The sequence below is a fragment of the Clostridium malenominatum genome (genome assembly GCF_039521365.1).
Classification (GTDB): Bacteria; Bacillota; Clostridia; order Clostridiales; family Clostridiaceae; genus Clostridium_AW; species Clostridium_AW malenominatum.
On sequence record NZ_BAAACF010000003.1, the window covers coordinates 482,136 to 503,402 of the forward strand.

24 protein-coding genes are annotated in these 21,267 nt (G+C 30.1%); 10 read left to right on the top strand and 14 right to left on the bottom strand.

Annotated elements, in window-relative coordinates; genetic code table 11:
* Positions 1-104 precede the first annotated feature (104 nt).
* Genes ABDZ69_RS14130 through rluF form a run of 3 tightly spaced genes read left to right on the top strand, consistent with a single transcriptional unit; the run spans position 105 to position 2,840 of the window.
* On the top strand, positions 105-767 hold the full coding sequence (locus ABDZ69_RS14130; protein WP_343770612.1) for a response regulator transcription factor: 663 nt from the start codon (positions 105-107) through the stop codon (positions 765-767).
* Between the two features lie 20 nt (positions 768-787).
* Positions 788-2,089 (top strand): sensor histidine kinase, encoded by a 1,302-nt coding sequence (locus ABDZ69_RS14135; protein ID WP_343770613.1) that lies wholly within the window; start codon positions 788-790, stop codon positions 2,087-2,089.
* Positions 2,090-2,102: 13 nt separating this feature from the next.
* A complete protein-coding gene (gene rluF, locus ABDZ69_RS14140; RefSeq protein ID WP_343770615.1) occupies positions 2,103-2,840 on the top strand; it encodes a 23S rRNA pseudouridine(2604) synthase RluF in 738 nt (245 codons plus the stop codon).
* A gap of 50 nt (positions 2,841-2,890) precedes the next feature.
* On the opposite strand, the gene ABDZ69_RS14145 is transcribed toward rluF, so the two are convergent.
* From ABDZ69_RS14145 to ABDZ69_RS14160, 4 genes are all read right to left on the bottom strand, one after another.
* Positions 2,891-3,274, bottom strand: a complete 384-nt coding sequence (locus tag ABDZ69_RS14145; RefSeq protein WP_343770617.1) for a RidA family protein — start codon at positions 3,272-3,274, stop codon at positions 2,891-2,893.
* Positions 3,275-3,292: 18 nt separating this feature from the next.
* Positions 3,293-3,955, bottom strand: a complete 663-nt coding sequence (locus ABDZ69_RS14150; RefSeq protein ID WP_343770618.1) for a helix-turn-helix transcriptional regulator — start codon at positions 3,953-3,955, stop codon at positions 3,293-3,295.
* Positions 3,956-4,217: 262 nt separating this feature from the next.
* Positions 4,218-5,576, bottom strand: a complete 1,359-nt coding sequence (locus ABDZ69_RS14155; protein WP_343770619.1) for a sodium-dependent transporter — start codon at positions 5,574-5,576, stop codon at positions 4,218-4,220.
* Positions 5,577-5,802: 226 nt separating this feature from the next.
* Positions 5,803-7,185 (bottom strand): tryptophanase, encoded by a 1,383-nt coding sequence (locus ABDZ69_RS14160; protein WP_343770620.1) that lies wholly within the window; start codon positions 7,183-7,185, stop codon positions 5,803-5,805.
* A 238-nt stretch (positions 7,186-7,423) separates the two neighbouring features.
* Between ABDZ69_RS14160 and ABDZ69_RS14165 the strand changes: the two genes are divergently transcribed.
* A complete protein-coding gene (locus ABDZ69_RS14165; RefSeq protein ID WP_343770622.1) occupies positions 7,424-8,776 on the top strand; it encodes a Na+/H+ antiporter NhaC family protein in 1,353 nt (450 codons plus the stop codon).
* A gap of 23 nt (positions 8,777-8,799) precedes the next feature.
* Here the strand turns inward: ABDZ69_RS14165 and ispF are convergent, their stop codons facing one another.
* Positions 8,800-9,273 carry a 2-C-methyl-D-erythritol 2,4-cyclodiphosphate synthase gene (ispF, locus tag ABDZ69_RS14170; RefSeq protein WP_343770624.1) on the bottom strand — a complete coding sequence of 158 codons (474 nt, stop codon included), beginning with the start codon at positions 9,271-9,273 and terminating at the stop codon, positions 8,800-8,802.
* A gap of 101 nt (positions 9,274-9,374) precedes the next feature.
* Here ispF and ABDZ69_RS14175 point away from each other — a divergent pair, with 101 nt between their 5' ends.
* The 5 genes from ABDZ69_RS14175 (at position 9,375) to ABDZ69_RS14195 (ending at position 13,475) form a co-directional block, all read left to right on the top strand.
* Positions 9,375-9,614 (top strand): hypothetical protein, encoded by a 240-nt coding sequence (locus ABDZ69_RS14175; RefSeq protein WP_343770626.1) that lies wholly within the window; start codon positions 9,375-9,377, stop codon positions 9,612-9,614.
* A 9-nt stretch (positions 9,615-9,623) separates the two neighbouring features.
* Positions 9,624-9,986, top strand: a complete 363-nt coding sequence (locus tag ABDZ69_RS14180; RefSeq protein ID WP_343770628.1) for a hypothetical protein — start codon at positions 9,624-9,626, stop codon at positions 9,984-9,986.
* Between the two features lie 89 nt (positions 9,987-10,075).
* Positions 10,076-10,969: an acyl-CoA dehydratase activase-related protein gene (locus tag ABDZ69_RS14185; protein WP_343770629.1), complete on the top strand. Its 894-nt coding sequence runs from the start codon at positions 10,076-10,078 to the stop codon at positions 10,967-10,969.
* A gap of 2 nt (positions 10,970-10,971) precedes the next feature.
* Positions 10,972-11,871 carry a 2-hydroxyglutaryl-CoA dehydratase gene (locus tag ABDZ69_RS14190; protein ID WP_343770631.1) on the top strand — a complete coding sequence of 300 codons (900 nt, stop codon included), beginning with the start codon at positions 10,972-10,974 and terminating at the stop codon, positions 11,869-11,871.
* Positions 11,872-12,587: 716 nt separating this feature from the next.
* Positions 12,588-13,475, top strand: a complete 888-nt coding sequence (locus ABDZ69_RS14195) for a polysaccharide deacetylase family protein (protein WP_343770632.1) — start codon at positions 12,588-12,590, stop codon at positions 13,473-13,475.
* A gap of 666 nt (positions 13,476-14,141) precedes the next feature.
* On the opposite strand, the gene fsa is transcribed toward ABDZ69_RS14195, so the two are convergent.
* Positions 14,142-14,783: a fructose-6-phosphate aldolase gene (fsa, locus tag ABDZ69_RS14200; protein WP_343770633.1), complete on the bottom strand. Its 642-nt coding sequence runs from the start codon at positions 14,781-14,783 to the stop codon at positions 14,142-14,144.
* A 419-nt stretch (positions 14,784-15,202) separates the two neighbouring features.
* On the opposite strand from fsa, the gene ABDZ69_RS14205 reads away from it, so the two are divergent.
* Complete coding sequence (locus tag ABDZ69_RS14205) at positions 15,203-15,445, top strand: AbrB/MazE/SpoVT family DNA-binding domain-containing protein (RefSeq protein WP_343770635.1); 243 nt, start codon at positions 15,203-15,205, stop codon at positions 15,443-15,445.
* A gap of 96 nt (positions 15,446-15,541) precedes the next feature.
* Here ABDZ69_RS14205 and ABDZ69_RS14210 read toward each other — a convergent pair whose 3' ends face one another.
* The 8 genes from ABDZ69_RS14210 to ABDZ69_RS14245 all read right to left on the bottom strand — a co-directional run bounded on the left by ABDZ69_RS14210 (position 15,542) and on the right by ABDZ69_RS14245 (position 21,266).
* Positions 15,542-16,636 carry a C40 family peptidase gene (locus ABDZ69_RS14210; protein ID WP_343770636.1) on the bottom strand — a complete coding sequence of 365 codons (1,095 nt, stop codon included), beginning with the start codon at positions 16,634-16,636 and terminating at the stop codon, positions 15,542-15,544.
* Between the two features lie 107 nt (positions 16,637-16,743).
* Positions 16,744-17,592: a 16S rRNA (cytidine(1402)-2'-O)-methyltransferase gene (gene rsmI / locus ABDZ69_RS14215; RefSeq protein WP_425544655.1), complete on the bottom strand. Its 849-nt coding sequence runs from the start codon at positions 17,590-17,592 to the stop codon at positions 16,744-16,746.
* Positions 17,585-18,346, bottom strand: coding sequence for a tRNA1(Val) (adenine(37)-N6)-methyltransferase (locus ABDZ69_RS14220; protein WP_343770640.1), 762 nt, complete (start codon positions 18,344-18,346; stop codon positions 17,585-17,587). The genes rsmI and ABDZ69_RS14220 overlap by 8 nt, the downstream gene beginning before the upstream one ends.
* Positions 18,347-18,416: 70 nt before the next feature.
* Positions 18,417-18,890, bottom strand: coding sequence for a PTS sugar transporter subunit IIA (locus ABDZ69_RS14225; protein ID WP_343770643.1), 474 nt, complete (start codon positions 18,888-18,890; stop codon positions 18,417-18,419).
* 59 nt (positions 18,891-18,949) lie between these two features.
* Positions 18,950-19,120, bottom strand: a complete 171-nt coding sequence (locus tag ABDZ69_RS14230) for a DUF362 domain-containing protein (RefSeq protein WP_343770644.1) — start codon at positions 19,118-19,120, stop codon at positions 18,950-18,952.
* Between the two features lie 84 nt (positions 19,121-19,204).
* Positions 19,205-19,408 carry a heavy-metal-associated domain-containing protein gene (locus ABDZ69_RS14235; protein ID WP_343770646.1) on the bottom strand — a complete coding sequence of 68 codons (204 nt, stop codon included), beginning with the start codon at positions 19,406-19,408 and terminating at the stop codon, positions 19,205-19,207.
* Positions 19,409-19,417: 9 nt separating this feature from the next.
* Positions 19,418-20,323: a PSP1 domain-containing protein gene (locus tag ABDZ69_RS14240; RefSeq protein ID WP_343770648.1), complete on the bottom strand. Its 906-nt coding sequence runs from the start codon at positions 20,321-20,323 to the stop codon at positions 19,418-19,420.
* 7 nt (positions 20,324-20,330) lie between these two features.
* Positions 20,331-21,266: a DNA polymerase III subunit delta' gene (locus ABDZ69_RS14245; RefSeq protein ID WP_343770650.1), complete on the bottom strand. Its 936-nt coding sequence runs from the start codon at positions 21,264-21,266 to the stop codon at positions 20,331-20,333.
* Position 21,267: the final 1 nt, after the last annotated feature.

Here is a 21,267-nt window from a genome sequence, read left to right on the forward strand (position 1 = left end):
TAAAATTACTATATATACTTATTATATATAAGATTTGGTATTTTTTCTATGGGAAATAAACGAATATGCTATAATTAGTATATTATATATGTGAGGTTAAAAAAATGAAAAAGAAAATATTAATCATAGAAGATGAGAAAAAGTTATCAGAAATAATGACACTATATTTAAAAAATGAAGGATATGAAGTTTTTAGAGCCATGGATGGAGATGAGGGAGAAGATTTCATAGAAAGCGAAGTCTTTGATCTTATTATATTAGATGTTATGATGCCTAAAAAGGATGGCTGGTCACTACTTAAAAAGATAAAATCCACCTATAACACTCCTGTAATACTTACTACAGCTAGGGGGGAGGAAGAGGACCGAGTTTTTGGTCTAGAGCTTGGGGCTGATGATTATATGGTAAAACCCTTAAGCATGAGAGAATTGGTTCTTAGAGTAAATTTAAGAATAAATACCTCTGTTAATAAAGCCAATACCTTAAGCTTTAAAAATCTAAACATAGACGAAGAAAAAAGAGAAGTTATAGAAAATAATATCTCTATCGCTTTAACTCCAAAGGAGTTTGATTTATTATTATTTCTATGTAAAAACCCTTCTCAAGTATTTAAAAGAACTCAACTATTAGATAAGGTGTGGGGGTATGATTTTGCTGGTGATACTCGAACAGTGGATACCCACATTAAGAACTTAAGAGAAAAAATTAATTTTTGTAATGACAACATAAAAACCGTTTGGGGAGTTGGCTACAAATTAGAAATATAAAAATTTTGGAGGATTAACTTATGGGTAAAATAACCAAAAAACTAATTAAAAATTTCTTGATTATAATGATAGTAATAATAGTACTTTCCTCATTTATAAGTTCGTTCTTTCTTTCGAAATTTTATATGGAAAATCAATTTACTCAGCTAAAAATTAAATGTGAAAATGTTTATGACTCAATAAAAGATGGAACTCCTTACAGAAATATTGATGCTAATGGAATATTAATCACAAAAGACTCTGCATATTCTATAGGCAGAAGTCGAATGGCTCTAATGAGTTTTCTTCATAATAATGATATAAACTCTATAAAAGACAAAGGTACCTTTAATCATCCTATGGGAGAAAAATATCTTTATTCTAGGCTAGATACAGATATAGGAATCATTGTAATTTTTGAAAATACAAAGCTTACTTCTGATTATTTAAGAGTAATTAACATAGTACTATCTACTGTATTTTTAATGGGCTTAGCAGTTTTTATACCTTTTATACTTATATTTGGCAAAAACTTTACTCGTCCTATTTTGAAGCTTCAAAAGGCTTCTTACGATATCTCTAAAGGTAACTTTAAAGCTGACATGACTATAGAAACTGGAGATGAAATAGAAGAATTATCCCTTAGTTTAAAAAACATGACAAAAAGACTAGAGGAAAAATATTCACTCCAAAGGGACTTCATAGCTAATGTATCCCATGACTTTAAAACTCCATTAAGTATAATTAGAAATTATAGTGAAGCTATTAAAGATGGGTTAGTTCCTTTAGATGAGGTAAAGGAATATTCTAAGGATATAATAGAAGAGGTAGATAAGCTTAATAATTTAGTTATGGATATTTTAGAGCTTTCAAAGCTTCAGGAAAATAAATTTAATTTAAAGTTGGAGAACTTCAATCTTTATAACTTTTTAAACTCCTCCGTAAATAAGTTTAAAAATGAAGTTATAGATTTCAATTTTAATATTTCAAAAGATATTTTAGTGTATGGAGATAAGGCAGCCCTCGAAAGGGTGATAAATAATTTTATTGATAATGCTATAAAGTTTAGCCCAAATTCTTCAAAGATAGAGCTCTATGTAAAATGTAATAATGATGATATAATTATAACGGTAAAAGATAACGGTATTGGTATTGAAGATAAGATGATAGATGAAATATGGAATAGATATTACAAACACTCACAAAGCGGCGGAATGGGTTTAGGTCTACCTATTTGTAGTGAAATTTTAAAACTTCATAATTTCCGTTATGGAGCAAACAGTAAACCTGGATTAGGCTCGGAATTTTATTTTATAATATCTAAGGATTATTATTCAAAGTGAGGTTTTGCAACTAATGAATGAAGGTATAAGAATTAACAAGTTTATTAGCGAAAAAGGGATTTGCTCTAGAAGAGAAGCAGATAAATTGATTGACATGGGTAAGGTAACTATAAATGGCGCACTAGCTATTACTGGGTCAAAGGTTTTTCCTGAAGACGAGGTTAAGCTAAATGGAAAAGTTATTAGCAAAAAGCCTAAAGCTGTATATATAGCTCTTAATAAACCTGTAGGTATAGTTTGTACTACAGATAAAAAAGAAAAAAATAATATAGTTAACTTCATAAATTATCCTGAAAGAATATTTCATATAGGACGATTAGATAAAGATTCTGAAGGATTAATTTTCTTAACAAATGATGGAGACATAGTAAATAAAATTTTAAGAGCTGGAAATAATCATGAAAAAGAATATATAGTAACTGTTGATAAACCGATAACAAAAGATTTTCTCAATAAAATGTCTTATGGTGTAGAAATTCTTGATACTGTAACTAAACCTTGTAAAATATATAAGGAAGGTAAATATGTGTTTAGGATAATATTAACTCAAGGATTAAATAGACAAATAAGAAGAATGTGCGAAGCCTTAGGTTTTACTGTTAAGAAGTTAATGCGCATTAGAATTATGAACATTACCCTTGATAATCTATCTATAGGAAAGTGGAGATATTTAACTAAGGATGAACTAGATATTATATTTAAACTCATTGAAGGTTCTTCTAAAACAGAAGAAGCCTCAGTTATGAAATAAAGGATGCCCTTTCAAAAGGGCATCCTTTATTTCATATGGATCCTATGATATTACTTATGTGCAATTACTTCAATTTCAACTAAAGCTCCCTTTGGAAGTTTAGCTACCTGTACACAAGAACGTGCTGGGTAAGTTTTTCCAAAGTATGATGCATACACTTCATTTACTTTTGGGAAATCATTCATATCTGTAATAAATACTGTACTTTTTATTACATTATCAAAGTTTAAATCCTGTGAAGCTAATATATTTTTTATATTAGTCATGGACTGATGAGTTTGAGCAACAATTGGATCTTCTCCTGTTACTATTTCCCCTGTAGCTGGATCCACTGGTATTTGTCCTGATAAAAACACTAATTCTCCAAAAACTATACCTTGTGAATATGGTCCTATAGCCTTTGGTGCTAATTCTGTTGAAATAACTTTTTTCATTTTGTATTCCTCCCTTAATTAATCCTTTTTATTTAAATATCTATAAATAGTATTTTCTGATGCCTTTAATTGTCTTGCTACCTCCGTTACAGCTCCTTTGAGTAAAAATACTCCCTTTTCATTTAGCTTATGAACTATATCCATCTTCTCCTCTGGTGACATTCTTTCAGGAGGTATATCTGCCTCAGACACAGTATTTTCTATTATCGCCATAACCAATTCCTCTATGGTTCTTGTAAAATTCTCCGATATTTCAGCTTTTGGGTAAGTTTCCCTAGACTTATCCTCCGGTGAACAAATGTCTGATATAAAATTATCTATTATTTCCTTTACTCCTAGCATTTTAGTTACATTTATATTTATACAAAACATTCCTATTATCTTATTTTCTGTATTTCTTATAAAGAAAGTGGAGGCTTTTAATATTTTCCCATCTTTGGTTCTTCCTGAATACTTTGTTACATACTGCTTATCATTGTACTTATTTTCTTTTAATATTTCTAACCCAAAATCTGTTATAGGGTCTCCTATTTTTCTTCCGCTAATACTATTATTCCTTATAGCTACTATGGAATTATCAGCATTAGTTAAATCATACAAAACTACTTCGCAATCTGCTCCAAATATTTCCCCTATAAAATCTACCAAGGGCATAAACAATTCTAAACTATTTCCTATCATAATTATTCTCTCCGTATTTGTTATTTATTTTATATATTACTACTTTTATAACAAAGTTACTACTAACTATTATTATTCTATATATTTAATTAAATTCCTACCACAATTTAAAACTTTTATATATTATTTATTCAATTAATCGCTTAAAAGTTAGGTAATTTAAATGGGAAAATCACTAAAGCTTTATCAAATTGTGTTAAAGCCTTAGTGATTTTTATATTACCTTTAAAAACTATATCCCCATATAATCTTTGCTTTAACTTTAACCAATACCTCCATAGAATATACCAAAGATATAAACTATGATTGTAAGTCCGCAGAATACATACTTTGCCATTGGCTCAAACCAAGAGCCTATTTCCTTATCACAGCCTAATTGTGCCTGTTCTTTTGCAAATTTTGATCCACAAACCCAGAAGAACATAATTCCAGCAAGAAGTGCTCCTAAAGGAATAACATAAATGGATACTATATCCATCCAAGTACCAAGCTTACCTCCGTCTTCAAGTATTATCCCTGCAGCTGCTCCAATTAATGCAACGATTGCAACTGAAGTTTTTCTCGAAAACTTAAATCTATCTTGCAATGCCTCTATTGGAGTTTCAAATAAATTAACTAAAGATGTAACTCCTGCAAATAAAACAGCTATAAAAAAGATAATTGCAAACAATTGACCCGCTGGCATTTGTTTAAATACACTTGGCATTGTAATAAACATAAGTGGTGGGCCTGCTGCTGGATCCATTTTAAAAGCAAATACTGATGGTATAACTACAAGTGCTGCAAGCATCGCTGCACAGGTATCAAAAAAAGCTACATACTTTGCGCTTTCCACTATATTTTCAGATTTCTTTAAATAGCTTCCATATACTACAGTTCCAGAACCTGCTAATGAAAGAGAGAAGAATGCTTGTCCTAGAGCGTAAACCCAAGTCTTGGGATCTCCAAGAAACTCCCATTTAGGAATAAACAAATACTTATATCCTTCCATAGCTCCTGGTAGCGTTGCTACACGAACTGCAAGAATTAAAAATAATATATAGAAAGCAGGCATCATAACCTTATTAAGTTTTTCTATTCCATTTGAAACACCAGCTATCATAACAGCAAAGGTTAAAGCTAGTCCTAGCATATGCCAATTAAGACTTCCCATCTTTCCTGCAATGGCGCCAAAATATGCCCCGCTATCTGGAGCTTTTATCACGGAACCAGTAATAGATCCTACTGTGAATTTAAGTATCCAACCCACAACTACCGCATAACCTATAGCAATTCCAAAAGAACCTGCAACTGGAATAAGTCCGATAAGGTCTCCATGCTTCTTTCCTCTTCTTTCTAATGCTTTTTTGAAAGCTCCAAGTGGGCCTGTTCCCATGGCACGACCGAAAGCCATCTCCCCAATAACCCCTGTAAATCCAATAACTATTACCATTATAAAATATGGTATTAAAAATGCAGCCCCCCCAAATTGTCCTACACGATAAGGAAACAACCAAATATTACCCATACCTACTGCCGAACCAATACATGCTAAAATAAATCCAACTTTTGAATCAAAGGTATCACGATTAATCTCATTGTCCAATTTTGCGTAAACGGTTTCTTGTTTACTATTCCCCATAATTTCACCCCTTATATTATGTAGTCATGATATTCCATAGAATATTGACCCATCTCTTTGCCAGTTTATTTAAGTCATATCAAGCAAGCTTTTATAAGATATGAGTATCGGTTGTTTATTATGCCCTATTTCAGTAAATTAATCCACCTCCTTATTACTAGTTAGTTATATAATTAAAATATTACCCGTAAAATATAAGCTTAGTATTCTACGGGTAAATTTTTTCCTATTTTACTGGTTCAAGGCTAGCTTGGAAGTGACGAAGAATCGGTGGCTCCCATGTAATTCTATAGCCTTTAACAGTATTAGCTCTTTCCTTAATTGCAATAAGGGCATCTGCCATAATATCAATATGTGCTTGAGTATATACACGACGTGGAATTGCAAGTCTTGTAAACTCAAAGTCTGCATGAAGTTGTTCTCCAGTATCAGGGTCATTACCTAGCATATATGATCCAATATCACATGTACGAATTCCTGCTTCTTTATAAAGTTCTATTGCCAAGGCTTGTCCTGGAAACTCATTGTATGGAATATGTGGGAACATAGCTTTTGCATCTACAAAGACTCCATGTCCACCTACTGGTGACTGATAAGCTATACCTGCTTTATCAAGACGTCCTGCAAGATATTCCATCTGTCCTATTCTATATCTTAAATAATTTTCATCAATTCCTTCATATAAGCCAATTGCCAAACTCTCAAGGTCACGACCTGAAAGTCCCCCATAAGTAGTGAATCCTTCAAATGAAATTGTACGACCCTTACACAATTGAAATAATTTTCCGTCATTTTTAATTCCAATTAATCCACCCATGTTTACAATGCTATCTTTCTTAGCACTCATTGTAAACATATCTGCATAGCTAAATACTTCTTTAATAATTTCCTTTATAGACTTATTTTCATATCCAGGTTCACGCTGTTTTATAAAATAAGCATTTTCTGCATAACGTGCTGCATCTATACAAAATTTAATATTATATTTCTTACAAATTTCAGAAGTCTCTCTTATGTTTTGAACAGATACAGGCTGTCCTCCTGCTGAGTTATTTGTTATAGTCATAATAACAAGTTTAACTTTATCTGGTCCATATTTATTTATTAATTCTTCAAGCTTTACAATATCCATATTTCCCTTAAATGGCGCTCTTACTGTTGGATCTGCCGCTTCAGCAACAACACAATCAATTGCTCTCGCACCTGAAAGTTCAACATGGGCTCTTGTTGTATCAAAGTGCATATTAGAAATGGAATATTGTCCTTCACCCATTAATAATCCGAAGAGAACTTTTTCTGCTGCACGACCTTGATGTACAGGTTGAATATATTCATATCCAAATATATCTTGAGCTGCTTCAACTAATTTAAAGTAACTTGTTCCTCCTGCATAGGCTTCGTCACCTCTCATTACGCCAGCCCATTGCTCTTGACTCATTGCGTTTGTTCCACTATCCGTTAATAAATCAATATATACATCTTCGCCTTTAAGACTAAACATATTATATTTTGCCTCGGCAATTTTCATTTCTCTTTCTTCACGGCTAAGCATTTTAATTGTTTCAACCATCTTAATTCTAAATGGTTCTGGTACGTATCTGATGTCCATATTAAACCCTCCATTTTTAAATTTTATTTTTATCTATTCTAGAATAGATAAATTATTAGATAATTTTTAATACTTTTACTATTCTCAATTTTAATTATACATCTGATAATAATTTTTTTCAATAATAAAAAAATATTTTTACAGAAATAATTTTACATCGTTCCAATTTGTAAAATTATCCAACAAGTGTTATAATTTATAGGAATTCTAAAAGAATTTTTTACAGGGAGGATTATTGATGGATATTATTTTATCCTTTATTCTTTGTTTTATATTTTTAATAGTTAGTGTATATAAAAAGATTTACATACTGTATCCTCTTATATGCTGCTTGCTCATATTTGTAGTACTTTCTTTAAAAAAGGGATTTACATTAAAAAATATTTATACCATGTGTATTAACGGGGTTAAAAAGACTTCTTCTGTTGTAATTACTTTTTTATTAATAGGATCTATAATAGGTATATGGATGGCTTCTGCTACAGTACCTGCTATAGTTTATTACAGCATAAATTTTATAAGTCCAAATTTATTTATTCTTTCATGCTTTTTAATCTGCTGCATTGTTTCGTTTCTTATAGGCACATCTTCTGGTACTACCGGAACAGCAGGTATTGCTCTTATGGCTATAGCTAGAAGCGGAGGAATTAATCCTCTAATTGCTGCTGGTGCTATTATTTCTGGAATTTATTTTGGCGATAGATGCTCACCAGTTTCATCAGGCGCACACTTAATAGTACAATTAACCGAAACAGATATTCATACAAATACAAAGAATATGTTTAAGACATCCTTAATTCCTTTCTCTGTAACTGTATTAATTTATACTATTATTTCTTATAATCACCCTCTTAAAATTACATCAATAAACATCCTTATGGAAATAGAAAGCTTCTTTACATTAAACTACATAGTTCTTATTCCTGCAGCTTTAATTATTTTTTTATCTCTTTCAAGAATAAATATGCGAATCACTATGATGATTAGTATCCTATCTTCTTTTTTAATTTCTGTATTTATGCAGAAAAACTCTTTTATAGAATCTCTTAAATATATAATATTTGGATTTAATAAAATAAACCATGGACAGCTTAGTAATATATTTCATGGTGGGGGAATAACTTCTATTCTAAGATTATGTTTAGTTATATTAATCTCCTCAGCCATGGCAGGAATTTTTAATGAAACGGATATGTTAAAAAACTTTACTAGTTTAATTTATAAAGCTAAAAGTAGAAGTGAGTTATTTTTAGGGACTATACTCACTAGCATATTAACTTCAGCTTTTGGTTGTAACCAAGTACTGGCAATAGTTCTTACTGATATGTTTGTAAAGGATGGATACAATTTTAGAAATATAAATAAATATGACCTGGCTACGGATTTAGAGAACACTTCTGTTCTTATAGCTCCTCTTATACCTTGGAATACTGCATTATTTTTATCTACATCTATTTTAGGTGTTGATTATAAAGCAGCACTCTATGCTTTTTATTTATATCTAGTTCCTTTAATCAACTTAGTTTTTCTTTTTATAAAGGACAAGTTTATTTTATATAATAAAGTTTACTATAATAACAAAGAGCTTTGAGTGACACTCAAAGCTTTCTAATTTTAAATTTTATTTAATAGACAAATACTCTGGGCTGAAATCCCTTCCCCTATTCCCGTAAAACCTAATCCCTCCTCTGTAGTAGCTTTTACATTAATCATATCTAACTCTATATCTAAAGTACTACTTATAATTTCCCTCATTTTTTCAATATGTGGAGCCATCTTAGGGTTTTGAGCTATTATAGTGGAATCAATATTTACTATACTATATCCCTCTCTTTCCACTATTTTTTTAACTTCCTTTAAAAGCTTAACACTATTTATATCTTTAAATGAACTATCTTTATCTGGGAAATATTTCCCTATATCTCCTAAGGCAGCTGCTCCCAATATGCTGTCCATTATAGCATGTAACAATACATCTGCATCCGAGTGTCCCAAAAGACCCTTCTCATGGGGGATTTCCACCCCTCCTATTATAAGTTTTCTTTCTTCTACTAATTTATGTACATCATATCCTATTCCTATTCTCAACTTAATCTCTCCTCTTTGAAATTTTCAATATTAGTATACATCAACAAATACTAAAAGTCACAGAATATAATGACTTTGTTCACTGATTTTTCTGTACAAAGATGGGAAATATACCAGTTGGTGTCTTCGCCCCTAGAGACTTTGATCAAAGTATTTCTCAGGAAATAATTCCCAACGTCGATGTAATCTATGATAATGCTAGTCAACAATCAACCATGCCTCAGTCTATAATAAATTCATATTATCTTTATTATGAGGTTATATTTAGAACTAAAAAAGCTCTTAAAATTAATTATAATTTTGATTACCTATCATATAATAAATTAGCAATACTAATTTAGAGGTATTTTATGATAGATGATGAAACAACTATAGATAATCTCGATGATTATATAGCCCAACTAACTTTAAAACTTCAAAATATTAATATCCTTAGAGAAGAATTAATAAAACTAGAGTTAAATCCAAGGGGAAGAATATATTTTAATAATGACATAAACCCTTTGCTAACTACTTTATATCAGTTAAGCGCAACCTCTGCGGCCTTAGCTACATCCGCGAGCCTTTTATCCACATCTATAGTTGTTCACTCTAAAGATTCAAAGATCAAAGATACTATATATCTAATTTATCGTATTAATGATCAATGTGAGGATATATATAAAGAATTGAATACTAAAATAAAGGAGTTGTTGAAAATAGTCTCTTGCTAATTCACCAACTCTTTTTATTTTTTGAATAATATTTTTAAGGGTGGCTAGAATGTGAAATAGATTAAATTATAATTATAAGGAGAATTTTTATGAAAGTTGGTATACCTAGAAGTTTATTATTCTATAGATATCATCCCTTTGTTACTACTTTTTTTAATGAGTTAGGAGCTGAAATTGTACTCTCACCCGAGACAAATAAAGAAATACTTAATTTAGGTACAAAAACTTCTGTAGACGAAGCATGTTTGCCTATAAAAGTATTTCATGGTCATGTGCTATATTTAAAAAATAAATGTGATATAATTCTTATTCCCAGAATAATGCAATTGAATAAAAATGAATATATATGCCCTAAGTTTTGTGGATTACCCGAAATGGTAATTAATAATGTGGGAGGAATTAAAAGAGCTATTTCTTATCCTATTTATGCTTATTCATCTAAGTCTTTGAGTCCATGGGTTATAAAAACCGGATTATTATTTACTAAGAATTATTTCAAGATTCTAAAAGCTTACAGATGTGCTATAGAAGCTCAAAAAAATTTTATCTCTGGTATACATAATAGAGACTATAAAATAAAGATAGCTTTAGTAGGACATCCTTATAATATATATGACAACTTTACAAATATGAACTTGGTAGATAAACTGAATAACCTTGGCGTAGGCGTAATTACAGAGGAGTTTATAGATGAAGTTACTATAAGTAATCAAATAAAATCCTTATATAAAAAACCCTTTTGGACCTTTACTAAAAATTCCTATGGATTTTCAACATATATAGTAAATAACGATAGAATAAGAGGCATTATATATATCTCTTCTTTTGCTTGTGGAATAGATTCCGTAACAATAGAACTCATTAAAAGCAAACTAAAGGATTTTCCTCTTTTAGTTTTAAAAATTGATGAACATACAGGCGAAGCAGGATTAAATACAAGACTTGAAGCTTTTGTCGATATGCTCCAAAGGAGGTGCGGATAGATATGATGATAACTTTTCCTCACTTAGGTAATTCATCTATTGCAATTAAATCAATTTTAGACGAACTAGATTTAGATTATATACTTCCTCCTATAAGTAATAAAACCTCTTTAGAAATAGGCTTTCGAGAATTTATACGCAGATTTACTAAAATCACTTCCAAAAGCCCTAAGAGTATAAAACAAAAGTTTATCGCATTAAAAAATGCTTATAAGATTATAACGCTTATAGATAATATAGAGCAAAAATTAAGATTATTATCTGGCTACGAAGTAATTAAGGGGGAATGTAGCTCTCTTTTAAATAAGTGTAAAGTAAATGTTTTAAAAAGCAATACTATTCATGAAATGTTATCTACTCTTTATAAATATAATGATTTAATTTATAAAATAAAAATAGATAAATCAAAAACTCCTTTAAAAATAGCTATAATAGGAGAAATATACACTATATTAGAGCCCTTTTCTAACCTCTATATAGAAGATAAACTAATGAAATACGGCGCTTCCACCAAAAGATATCTTTATCCTAGTTGGTGGCTTAATAATATGATTTTATCACCAATTAAATTGAACTCATTAGATATAAAGAAACTATCTAGTCCATATCTTTCTTATTCCATAGGAGGTTTTGCACGAGAATGCATAGGCGAGGCTATACTAGCAAAAAAACAAGGATTCCATGGTGCTATTCAAGTACTTCCCATGGGTTGTATGCCAGAAATCGTTTCAAAATCCATATTAACTAGTATATCCAAGAACGAAAATTTCCCAATAATGACTTTAGTTGTAGATGAACTCACAGGTGAAGAGGGCTTTAATACCAGGATTGAAGCCTTTTTAGACCTTTTAGAAAGGAGAGAGTTTTCATCTCAAAGTTTTGATAGATATACGATACTATAACAACTTAAAAGGAAACTACTCTTTAGCAGTTTCCTTTCTTTAATTAAGGTTATTTACATTAGGATATGTTTTTCCTATATACTATCACATTTTTAGGTGTGGGAGATTTTTTATTAAAACTAAAGATTTTCTTAAGTACTTTCTTTATCTTAAATATAATATCTTTACCTTCTCTACCTTTGTTTCGACCTTTAGAAAAATCAACATAAATTATATTATCTCTCATTTTAATCACACCCTTTATAATATTTTCCTTAAATTAATAATATCATAAAATATAAGATTTGTTAAGAAAATTCTCAATATTCTCCCATTAAAAAAGGCACCTACGAATAGGTGCATGTCAATAAAATATAAATGGGCTTTAAGTTACGCTTAGTACATTATATTTAGCTACCCCACTTTTTGCTACAAATTATTAATAATTTATAAAAAGTACACAGAATATATGTTTGTCCACATATTATCAACAATTCTGTGGATAATGTTAGCATATTTTAAATATTTAAAAAGAACTTTTGCAATATTTCTTTTCAAATTATGGTAACTCCCTTATAATATATATAAATCCTTAAAAATCAACATAGATTTCACAAGTTATTCACAGGCCAATTGTGGATAATGTGTGTAATTTAGATTTATTTTTATAAGTTCAGTCCTCCAAAGCTTTGGAAACTAAAGCTTTAAAGTAAATTATACATTAAGGAGAGAAAAAAATGTTATCAACAAAACCTTTTAAAATGAATTTAATTCTTTTTTTCTTTATATTTCTCATGATTTCTACCGGTTGCTTAAAAACTAATAATATGGAGACTTCTACTTACACTAACAATAATGCACAAGTTATATATAATAATACACAGGTTATCAACAAAGAACTTCAGGATTCTACACTAAAGGTGGAAAAACCTTTAATATACAACGACAAAGGTATCCCAGTTCTTATGTATCATTCAATAAACTATGAAAAAGGCAATGAATTAATGGTTCCTAAAGAAAACTTTAGAGAACAGATGAATTACTTAAAAGATAATGGATATACAACTCTTACTTTAAATGAACTATACAATTTTTTTCTTAATAACAAACCTGTTCCTGAAAAATCTGTAGTTATAACCTTCGATGATGGATATAAAGACAATTACACTAACGCTTATCCTATTTTAAAAGAATTCAATTTTAAAGCAGTGGTTTTTGTAATTACTAACAATATGAACAATCATAAAAACTTTATAACTTCAGAACAAGCTCTAGAATTAGATAATAACGGTATTGAAATTCAAAGCCACACAGTTAATCACGAGAGATTATCTACCTTAGATTATAATAGTCAACTAAAAACTCTTAAAGAATCTAAGAGGTTTTTGGAAAATTTATTACACAGAGAAGTTTCATACATCGCATATCCCTATGGAGCCTTTAATAATAGTACTATAAAAGCTGCAGAAGAAGCAGGATACAAAATGGCCTTTACCACCGCTGGAACTTGGTCAGATAAATCAGATGGCTTATATACACTAGATAGAGTATACATTAGCTCAAAATTTGATATGAATGAATTTCATAGAAGATTAACTAACAGAAATTATAAACAAAAAAATTGACATACTAATATATATAATACTATAATAAACTTAAATACCCCTAAGGGGTAGTAAAGGAGGATTATATATGAATGTTTCATTTGATGCTAATACTAAAGAAGCGTTAATTAAAGCTCTTGAAGATAATCAAAAATCTGCTGTAAGAATATTATTAAAAGGTCATTCTTGAGCAGGCCCATATTTTTCAGTTGTTCTGGACGAACAACTAAATGACGATGAATCAGTAATTGTAGAAGGTATAAAATTTGTAGCTAAAAAAGATATTACTCATTTATTACAAGATGCACAAATTCGCTACAAAAAAGGCTTATTTAGAGGTAGCTTTAATGTTTACTCCTTTGGTAGCGGGGCAACCTGTCGAAAATAATTTCAATATTATCAATTTAATTAAAAGAAAAAAGTATGCAAAATACATACTTTTTTCTTTTAATTGGTTTTTGCAAGTTTCATTTCTTTTGTTATATTTAACTTATCAACATAATTTGAAACTTTGTCCACACTTTTAGTGGATAACCTTATACTAAACACATATTGATTGCGTTGGATTATATATATAAATTAACATTATCCACAGAAATGCTGTTGATAACTTTTTTACTTTGCTGTGGAATAGTTTGAAATATAATCTTGCATATTCTGCAATTTACTTTGCAATTTTATTACTTTTTATACCATTTTTCTATAATCTTCTAGAAATTTTTCTATTCCCATGTCGGTTAATGGATGTTTCAACATTTGCTCTAATACCTTAAATGGTATTGTCGCTATATCTGATCCTGCTTTAGCGCATTCTAGCACATGCATAGGAGTTCTTATGCTAGCAGAAATTACTTCTGTATTTATTCCATATATATTAAATATCTCCATAATGTCTTTCACTATTTGAAGCCCACCATTACCTATATCATCCACTCTTCCTAAAAATGGACTAACATATGTTGCTCCTGCTTTTGCTGCCATCAAAGCCTGTTGTGCCGAAAAAATCAATGTAACATTTGTATGTATACCTTTTTTACTTAGCTCATTAACAGCCTTTATTCCTTCTTCACACATAGGAATTTTCACCACTATGTTTTTATGTAGTTTAGATAATTCTATGCCCTCTTTAACCATTTGTGAAGATTCTAGGCTAATAACTTCTGCACTTATAGGCCCATCTACTATGGAACATATTTCTTCAATGACCTCTTTTAAATCTCTTCCCTCTTTAGCAATTAAACTAGGATTAGTAGTTACTCCATTCAAAATTCCCCAAGAAGCAGCTCTCTTAATTTCATCAACATTAGCAGTATCAATAAAGATTTTCATTTTAAGCACCTCACCTTTAATTTAAATTATAGAATTATTATATCACAACAAGTTTTACTTTTATACTTGCATTTATTCCAATAATATCCACGCACAACTCGACATTTTTTCCATCTCCTTACTTTTATTTATATTAAATTTTTGTCATAAGTTTATTATATCTATTATTTAAATAATTCTTTTTAAATGAAGCTTGTCCATTGATAATACTAACTTTATATCTATAGTAAAAATATGTATTTTGTTATTTGAAATCTATTGACATTTGAATTAAATGGTAGTATAGTAACATTAGGTAAGATTTTATAAGAATTTTGTAGTTTTATAAAATAATTTACAAAGGTTTTAAGTGAATACATTTTGTATAATTATGTTACTATTTGGTGAATTTTGAACCAAATCATAAGGAGGAATTGTAAATGAAATCAACAGGAGTTGTAAGAAGAGTAGATGAACTTGGTAGAATAGTAATACCTATAGAATTAAGAAGGACGCTTGATATTGCAGAAAAGGATGCTTTAGAAATTTACGTAGATGGCGAACAAATCATATTAAAAAAATATGAGCCAGCTTGTATTTTCTGTGGTGATGCAAGAGACGTTATTAACTATAAAGGAAAAAATATCTGCAAAAATTGCTTGCAAGAATTAAAAGCAGATTAATATATTTTCACTCTATCCCCCCCACATGAGTCATCATGTGGGTCTTTTTTATAATGAAAAGGAGCTTTAACCTTTAAGTTAAAACTCCTTAATTTCCTATCTCACTCTTCTTGCGCCACTATAATCGCTTCTAGTTAATGGTGATATCTTTATAACATCTCCTGTTCTCGGTGCATGTATATAAGCATTATTTCCTACATAAATACCCACGTGATGAGCAGGATATCCAAAGAAAACTAAATCTCCCGGTTGAAGATCTCCCCTAGCTATAGGTGTACCAAAATTCTGTTGGTCTTGTGAAACTCTTGGTATAGTTACTCCAAAATGATTAAATACATATCTTGTAAATCCTGAACAATCAAAAGTTTTAGGACCATTTCCTCCCCATTGATAAGGTGTACCTAAAAAGTTTGAAGCATAGGCTACAATACTATTTGAAGATATGGGTGATGACCCCCTAGATGGAGTGTATTTTGGTGTATTGTTTCTAATAGCATTAATCTCCGCCTTGGCAGCATCTATTATTCTTTGAGATTCTTTTATATTTGATGAATACATTCTTTCTTGTCTATTTAATTCCGCTAATAGCTTGTCCTGCACTGACTTTTTGGAATCTATATCCGCTAACTTCTTTTCATTATCTGCTTTAAGCGCTAATAATTTATCATTTTCAATTCTCAACACTTCTTTTTTCTTTTCAATAGCTAATTTTTTTTCATTAAGCTCTGCTATTATTTTCTTGTCTAATTCCATTATCTTTTTTATTGAATCAGCCCTTGATATAAAATCACTTATTCCTTCTGATTCTAAAAGCATTTCAAGATAGCTTCCTACTCCACTTATATACATTGCCCTAACTCTTTTGTCAAAAAGCTCTTGCTCTGCTACAATATCTTTTTCTGCCTGCTCTATTTCTTTCTCTACTATCTTTATTTCTTTTTCAGTATCTGATATCTTCTTTTTTGTATCGTCAATTTTCCTTAATAATCCTTCTATTTCATTATCTAATTTTGATAGTTCCACTTCTATATCTTCTTGCTTATTTTGAACATCTTGTAAAGACTTTCTATTTTCTTCTATTTTTTGTTGCTGATTTTTAATTTTATCAGTCAACGGTTCTGCTAAAACTGGTGCACTTAATGTACCCACTAAGACACAAGCCGTTATAACAGATACTAATTTTTTATTCACTAAGACACCCCCCATAAATCTAACGAATTAAATTTTGTTACTCTTTTGTCACTATTTTATATTATAACATTATTATACATAAAACCTCAATGGAAAAAACATCTAATTTAAGGTATATTAATGGAAAACTTGTATACCTCAGATTTTGATAGTTTTCTATCTCTTGCCGTGTTTTTAATAGCTTCTTTTTTGCTAAGACCCTCATTAATATATCTAGTTATATGCTCTTCTATAGTTAAGTCTTCCCATTTCTCTTTTTCTTCTTTTTCTATTTCTACTACGCTTTTTCCTTCTAATACTAGTACATACTCCCCTTTTGGCGAATTATTTCTATAATGTTCTATACTATAAGTAATAGGTTCTCTTCTTATTTCTTCATGAAGCTTTGTAATTTCCCTACATAAAGATATTCTACGGTCTCCTAGTTTTTCCTTCAAAAATTCTAAAGTATTTATTAATCTATGAGGTGATTCATAAAATATTAGTGTTTCTTTTCTTTCTTTTATATCCTCGATTAGCTCTTTTCTCTCCTTATTCCCTCTAGGTATAAATCCTAAAAACATGAACCTAGATGTGTCCATTCCAGAGTAAATCAACGCAGTTATGGATGCTGTGGGTCCTGGCAAAACCTCAAATTCTATATCATTTTCTATGCATTTCATAATAATTACACTTCCAGGGTCTGATATTCCTGGCATTCCTGCATCGCTAACCAAGGCTATATTCTTTCCTTCTCTTAGTATTTGGATTAAATTGATGCTCTTTCCCTGTTCATTATGTTGATGGTAGCTAATTAACTGCTTTTTTATGTTATAATGATTAGTTAATTTCAAAGTTTGCCTTGTGTCTTCTGCTGCTATCATATCTACAGAGTTTAATACTTCTAAAGCTCTTAGTGTAATATCCTTCAAGTTACCTATAGGGGTTGGTACAATATATAACTTGCCATTATTCATTATCATCATCCCTTTTATAATATATTCTATTCATATCTTCTGTATATTGTCCATTTTCATCATATACATACAATGCAGTATCCCATTTTAAAAATTTACCACCATTTTTCTGCCCTTCAATTAATATTAAATTAGCCCTCTTCTTTATAGATGGATGAACTATCTTTATTAGCTTAGGTTCAATATTATAACTTCTCATTTCACATATAATATCTGCTATTCTTTCAGGCCTATGAACCATGTAAAATCTTCCCTTATCCTTTAACAATATACTGGCTGCTTCCACAACATCCTTTAAAGTGCAACATATTTCATGTCTCGCTATAGAATTTCTATCATCTAAATTTATTAAACCACTATCTTTTAACTTATAGGGTGGATTAACCGTTACTACATCAACTTTTCCCAAAGTTTTTATTAAATCTTTATCCTTTAAGTCTCCATTTACAAAATAAGCCTTATCATTTACATTATTATATCTGGCTGTTCTATTAGCCATTTCTACCATTTCATCTTGTATCTCCACTCCTGTTATTTTACTAATAGAGTTTTTAGCCATAATGACAAAAGGTATTATTCCTGTACCGCTACATAGATCCACCACTTCATCCCTTTTCTTTAACTTAGCAAAGTTAGCCAATAATACTGCATCCATTCCAAATCTAAATCCCTCTTTTTTCTGTATTACCGAAAATCCATTTATCTGCAAATCCTCTAATGTTTCATCTTCTCTTATAATATCTAATCTATCCATAGCTCTTTCCTTTCTTTAAACGTTAAAAAAAAGAAACAAATAAAACTTATTTGTTCCATAAAAACCTTTATTATAATTTATAGTTTAATATGATTTCTCCTGATTTTATATTATCACTTATATTATATTCTATTTCCTTTACTTCATCAATATTAGTGATGATAATAGGGGTTATTAAAGAATATCCCTTTTCAATAATAAGCTTTCTATCTATTTTAATTACTGGATCTCCCGCTTGCAAAAAATCTCCTTCTTTAGCTAGAGGGGAAAAGCCTTCACCTTCTAATCCTACAGTATCAATTCCTATATGTACTAAAATTTCTATTCCATTGTCCAAAACCATCCCAAAAGCATGCTTTGTCTTAAAAATTAAACTAAGCCTACCCTGTGCCGGAGCAACTACTAAATCATTTATTGGCTCTATAGCTACCCCTTCCCCTAATAACTTACTTGAAAATACTTTGTCTTTTACAATGGATAAATCTAAAACCTTTCCATCCATAGGAGCAACTAGAGTGTAAGTTTTTCTAAAAAGATTAAACATATTACCCTCCTGAAATATAATGGTTATAAAAAAGACCACTTAATTAAGTGGTCTTTTTACTATTCAGCGCTAATTGCTCCTACTGGACAAACATTGGCACAGTTTCCACAATCAATACATGAATCAGCATCGATATCGAACTGACTATCTCCTTGGCTAATTGCGTTAACTGGGCATTCTGAAGCACATGCTGCACAGCTTATACAAGTATCTGCTATTTTATATGCCATTGTACATACACCTCCTATTAAAATCTTGGACAAGTTATTACGACTTATATTTTACCACGTTTACTTAAATTTTAAAAGTCATATTTATAAAATAGTGTACCCTAAATTCTCTATAGATTCCATTATCTGCTCTAAGGATACGAAATAATCATCATATACTACACTTACTTCCCCTTTTTCAGAATTAATTTGACAAGCTATTATACCTTCATTATTAGATATTGCATTTCTAACTCTACTAATATCAGTTGTATTTTTCATATTAAATACCTTTATAACAGATTTCATAGCTTCCTCCTAGTTTTCTTTAAATAATTCCTTAATCATAACTGCATCTTCTTCATCAACTTCAATTTTTATGTCATCATCAGTTATTGTGCCTTCATATGATCCTGAAATTAAGGTTAATTCTTCAATAGGTACTTCTTGAATAAATTCCTCTCCGTTTAATGGCTTTATTTTAACTTTAACGCTTTCCTTAACTGCACTATTATATATAACTTCTCCATCTCCATAACTACTGCTTATAATAGAGCCAACTCTTGGCAATCTTTTTCTTATATCTTCATAAGTATCTTGTTCAAAATTTAAACAACACATAAGACGTCCACAAATACCTGAAATTTTAGTTGGGTTTAAAGATAGGTTTTGCTCTTTGGCCATTTTTATAGACACGGGAGCAAAGTCTCCCAGATATGTAGAACAGCACATAGCTCTTCCACAAGGACCAAGTCCTCCTACCATTTTTGCTTCATCTCTTACACCAATTTGCCTAAGCTCAATTCTTGTTCTAAATATTGCCGCTAAATCTTTTACAAGCTCTCTAAAGTCTACTCTTCCATCGGCAGTAAAATAAAATATAACCTTATTGTTATCAAAAGTATATTCTACATCTATAAGCTTCATCTGTAGATTATGCTGTTGTATTTTTTCTAAACATACATTAAAAGCTTCTTCTTCTCTATTCTTATTATCATAGTGTCTTTTATCATCTTCTTCTGTAGAAACCCTTATAACGCTTTTTAACGGAGCAACTATATCATTATCATTTACTTCCTTAGGTCCTATGACACATTGTCCGAATTCCACACCTCTAACAGTCTCAACTATAACATTATTACCTTTATTTATTTCTAAGTCTCCTGGAGAAAAATAATATATCTTTCCAGCCTTTTTAAATCTAACTCCTACCACTTTTACCATATTGTTTTTATACCTCCTGCATCTTCAGCAACATTGTGTCAAAAACTAAAGATGTATTTACATTGCTCTCTAATTTTTCTCTAGTATTCTTTATTATTTCCATAATATCACCCAGTTGAGTAAAAGAAAATATTTCTGATAATCTCTTAATATCCTCTATTTTATCAATATTAATTATTAAAGAATTCTTACCTGTCTCTTTATATATCATAACATCTCGAATATAGGAAAGAAACCAAGTTAAAGTTTCCTTCCACATACCTTTATGCTTAGTAAAATTTTCTTCAAACTTTAGTATATCTAAATCACGATTTCTTAGGTTAGCCAAAATATATAATACATTGTCTCTTACCTCTTTTAGCGTTGAATTTTTTATATATTCTTCTGCTTTGCCTGGGACACAATCACTGATTATAGATATCATATTTACTTCATCTTCGCTCAAATCAGAATACTTTTCAGTTAAAAATTTGTGCATTTCTTCTTTGCTTAAGTGGTTAAGCTTATATATTTGACACCTGGATTTAATTGTATCTAATATATTTTCAGTCTCTTCACAGAGCATTATCATAAAAACTCCTTTAGGTGGTTCCTCTAGAGTTTTTAAAAATGAGTTTTGAGCCTGAGCCGTCATAAGCTCAGCATTGTAAATAATTATTACTTTTTTATCTCCTTCAAAAGGCTTATTATTTATCTCTTCAATAACGCCTCTTATTTCATCTACACCAATGGATTTTTTGTTTTTACCTACTTTGCATTCTATAATATCAACGTATTCTTTATTTTCCTCTTTACCTAGTAGCAAACAGGCTGTTGCTTTAGCAATTAAACTTTTTCCTATACCATCTTCCCCACATATGAGATATGCATGGGCAAACCTACCGCTACTTATAGACTTAACTATTTGATTTTTAATATGAGTATGACCGATTATGCCATCCAAT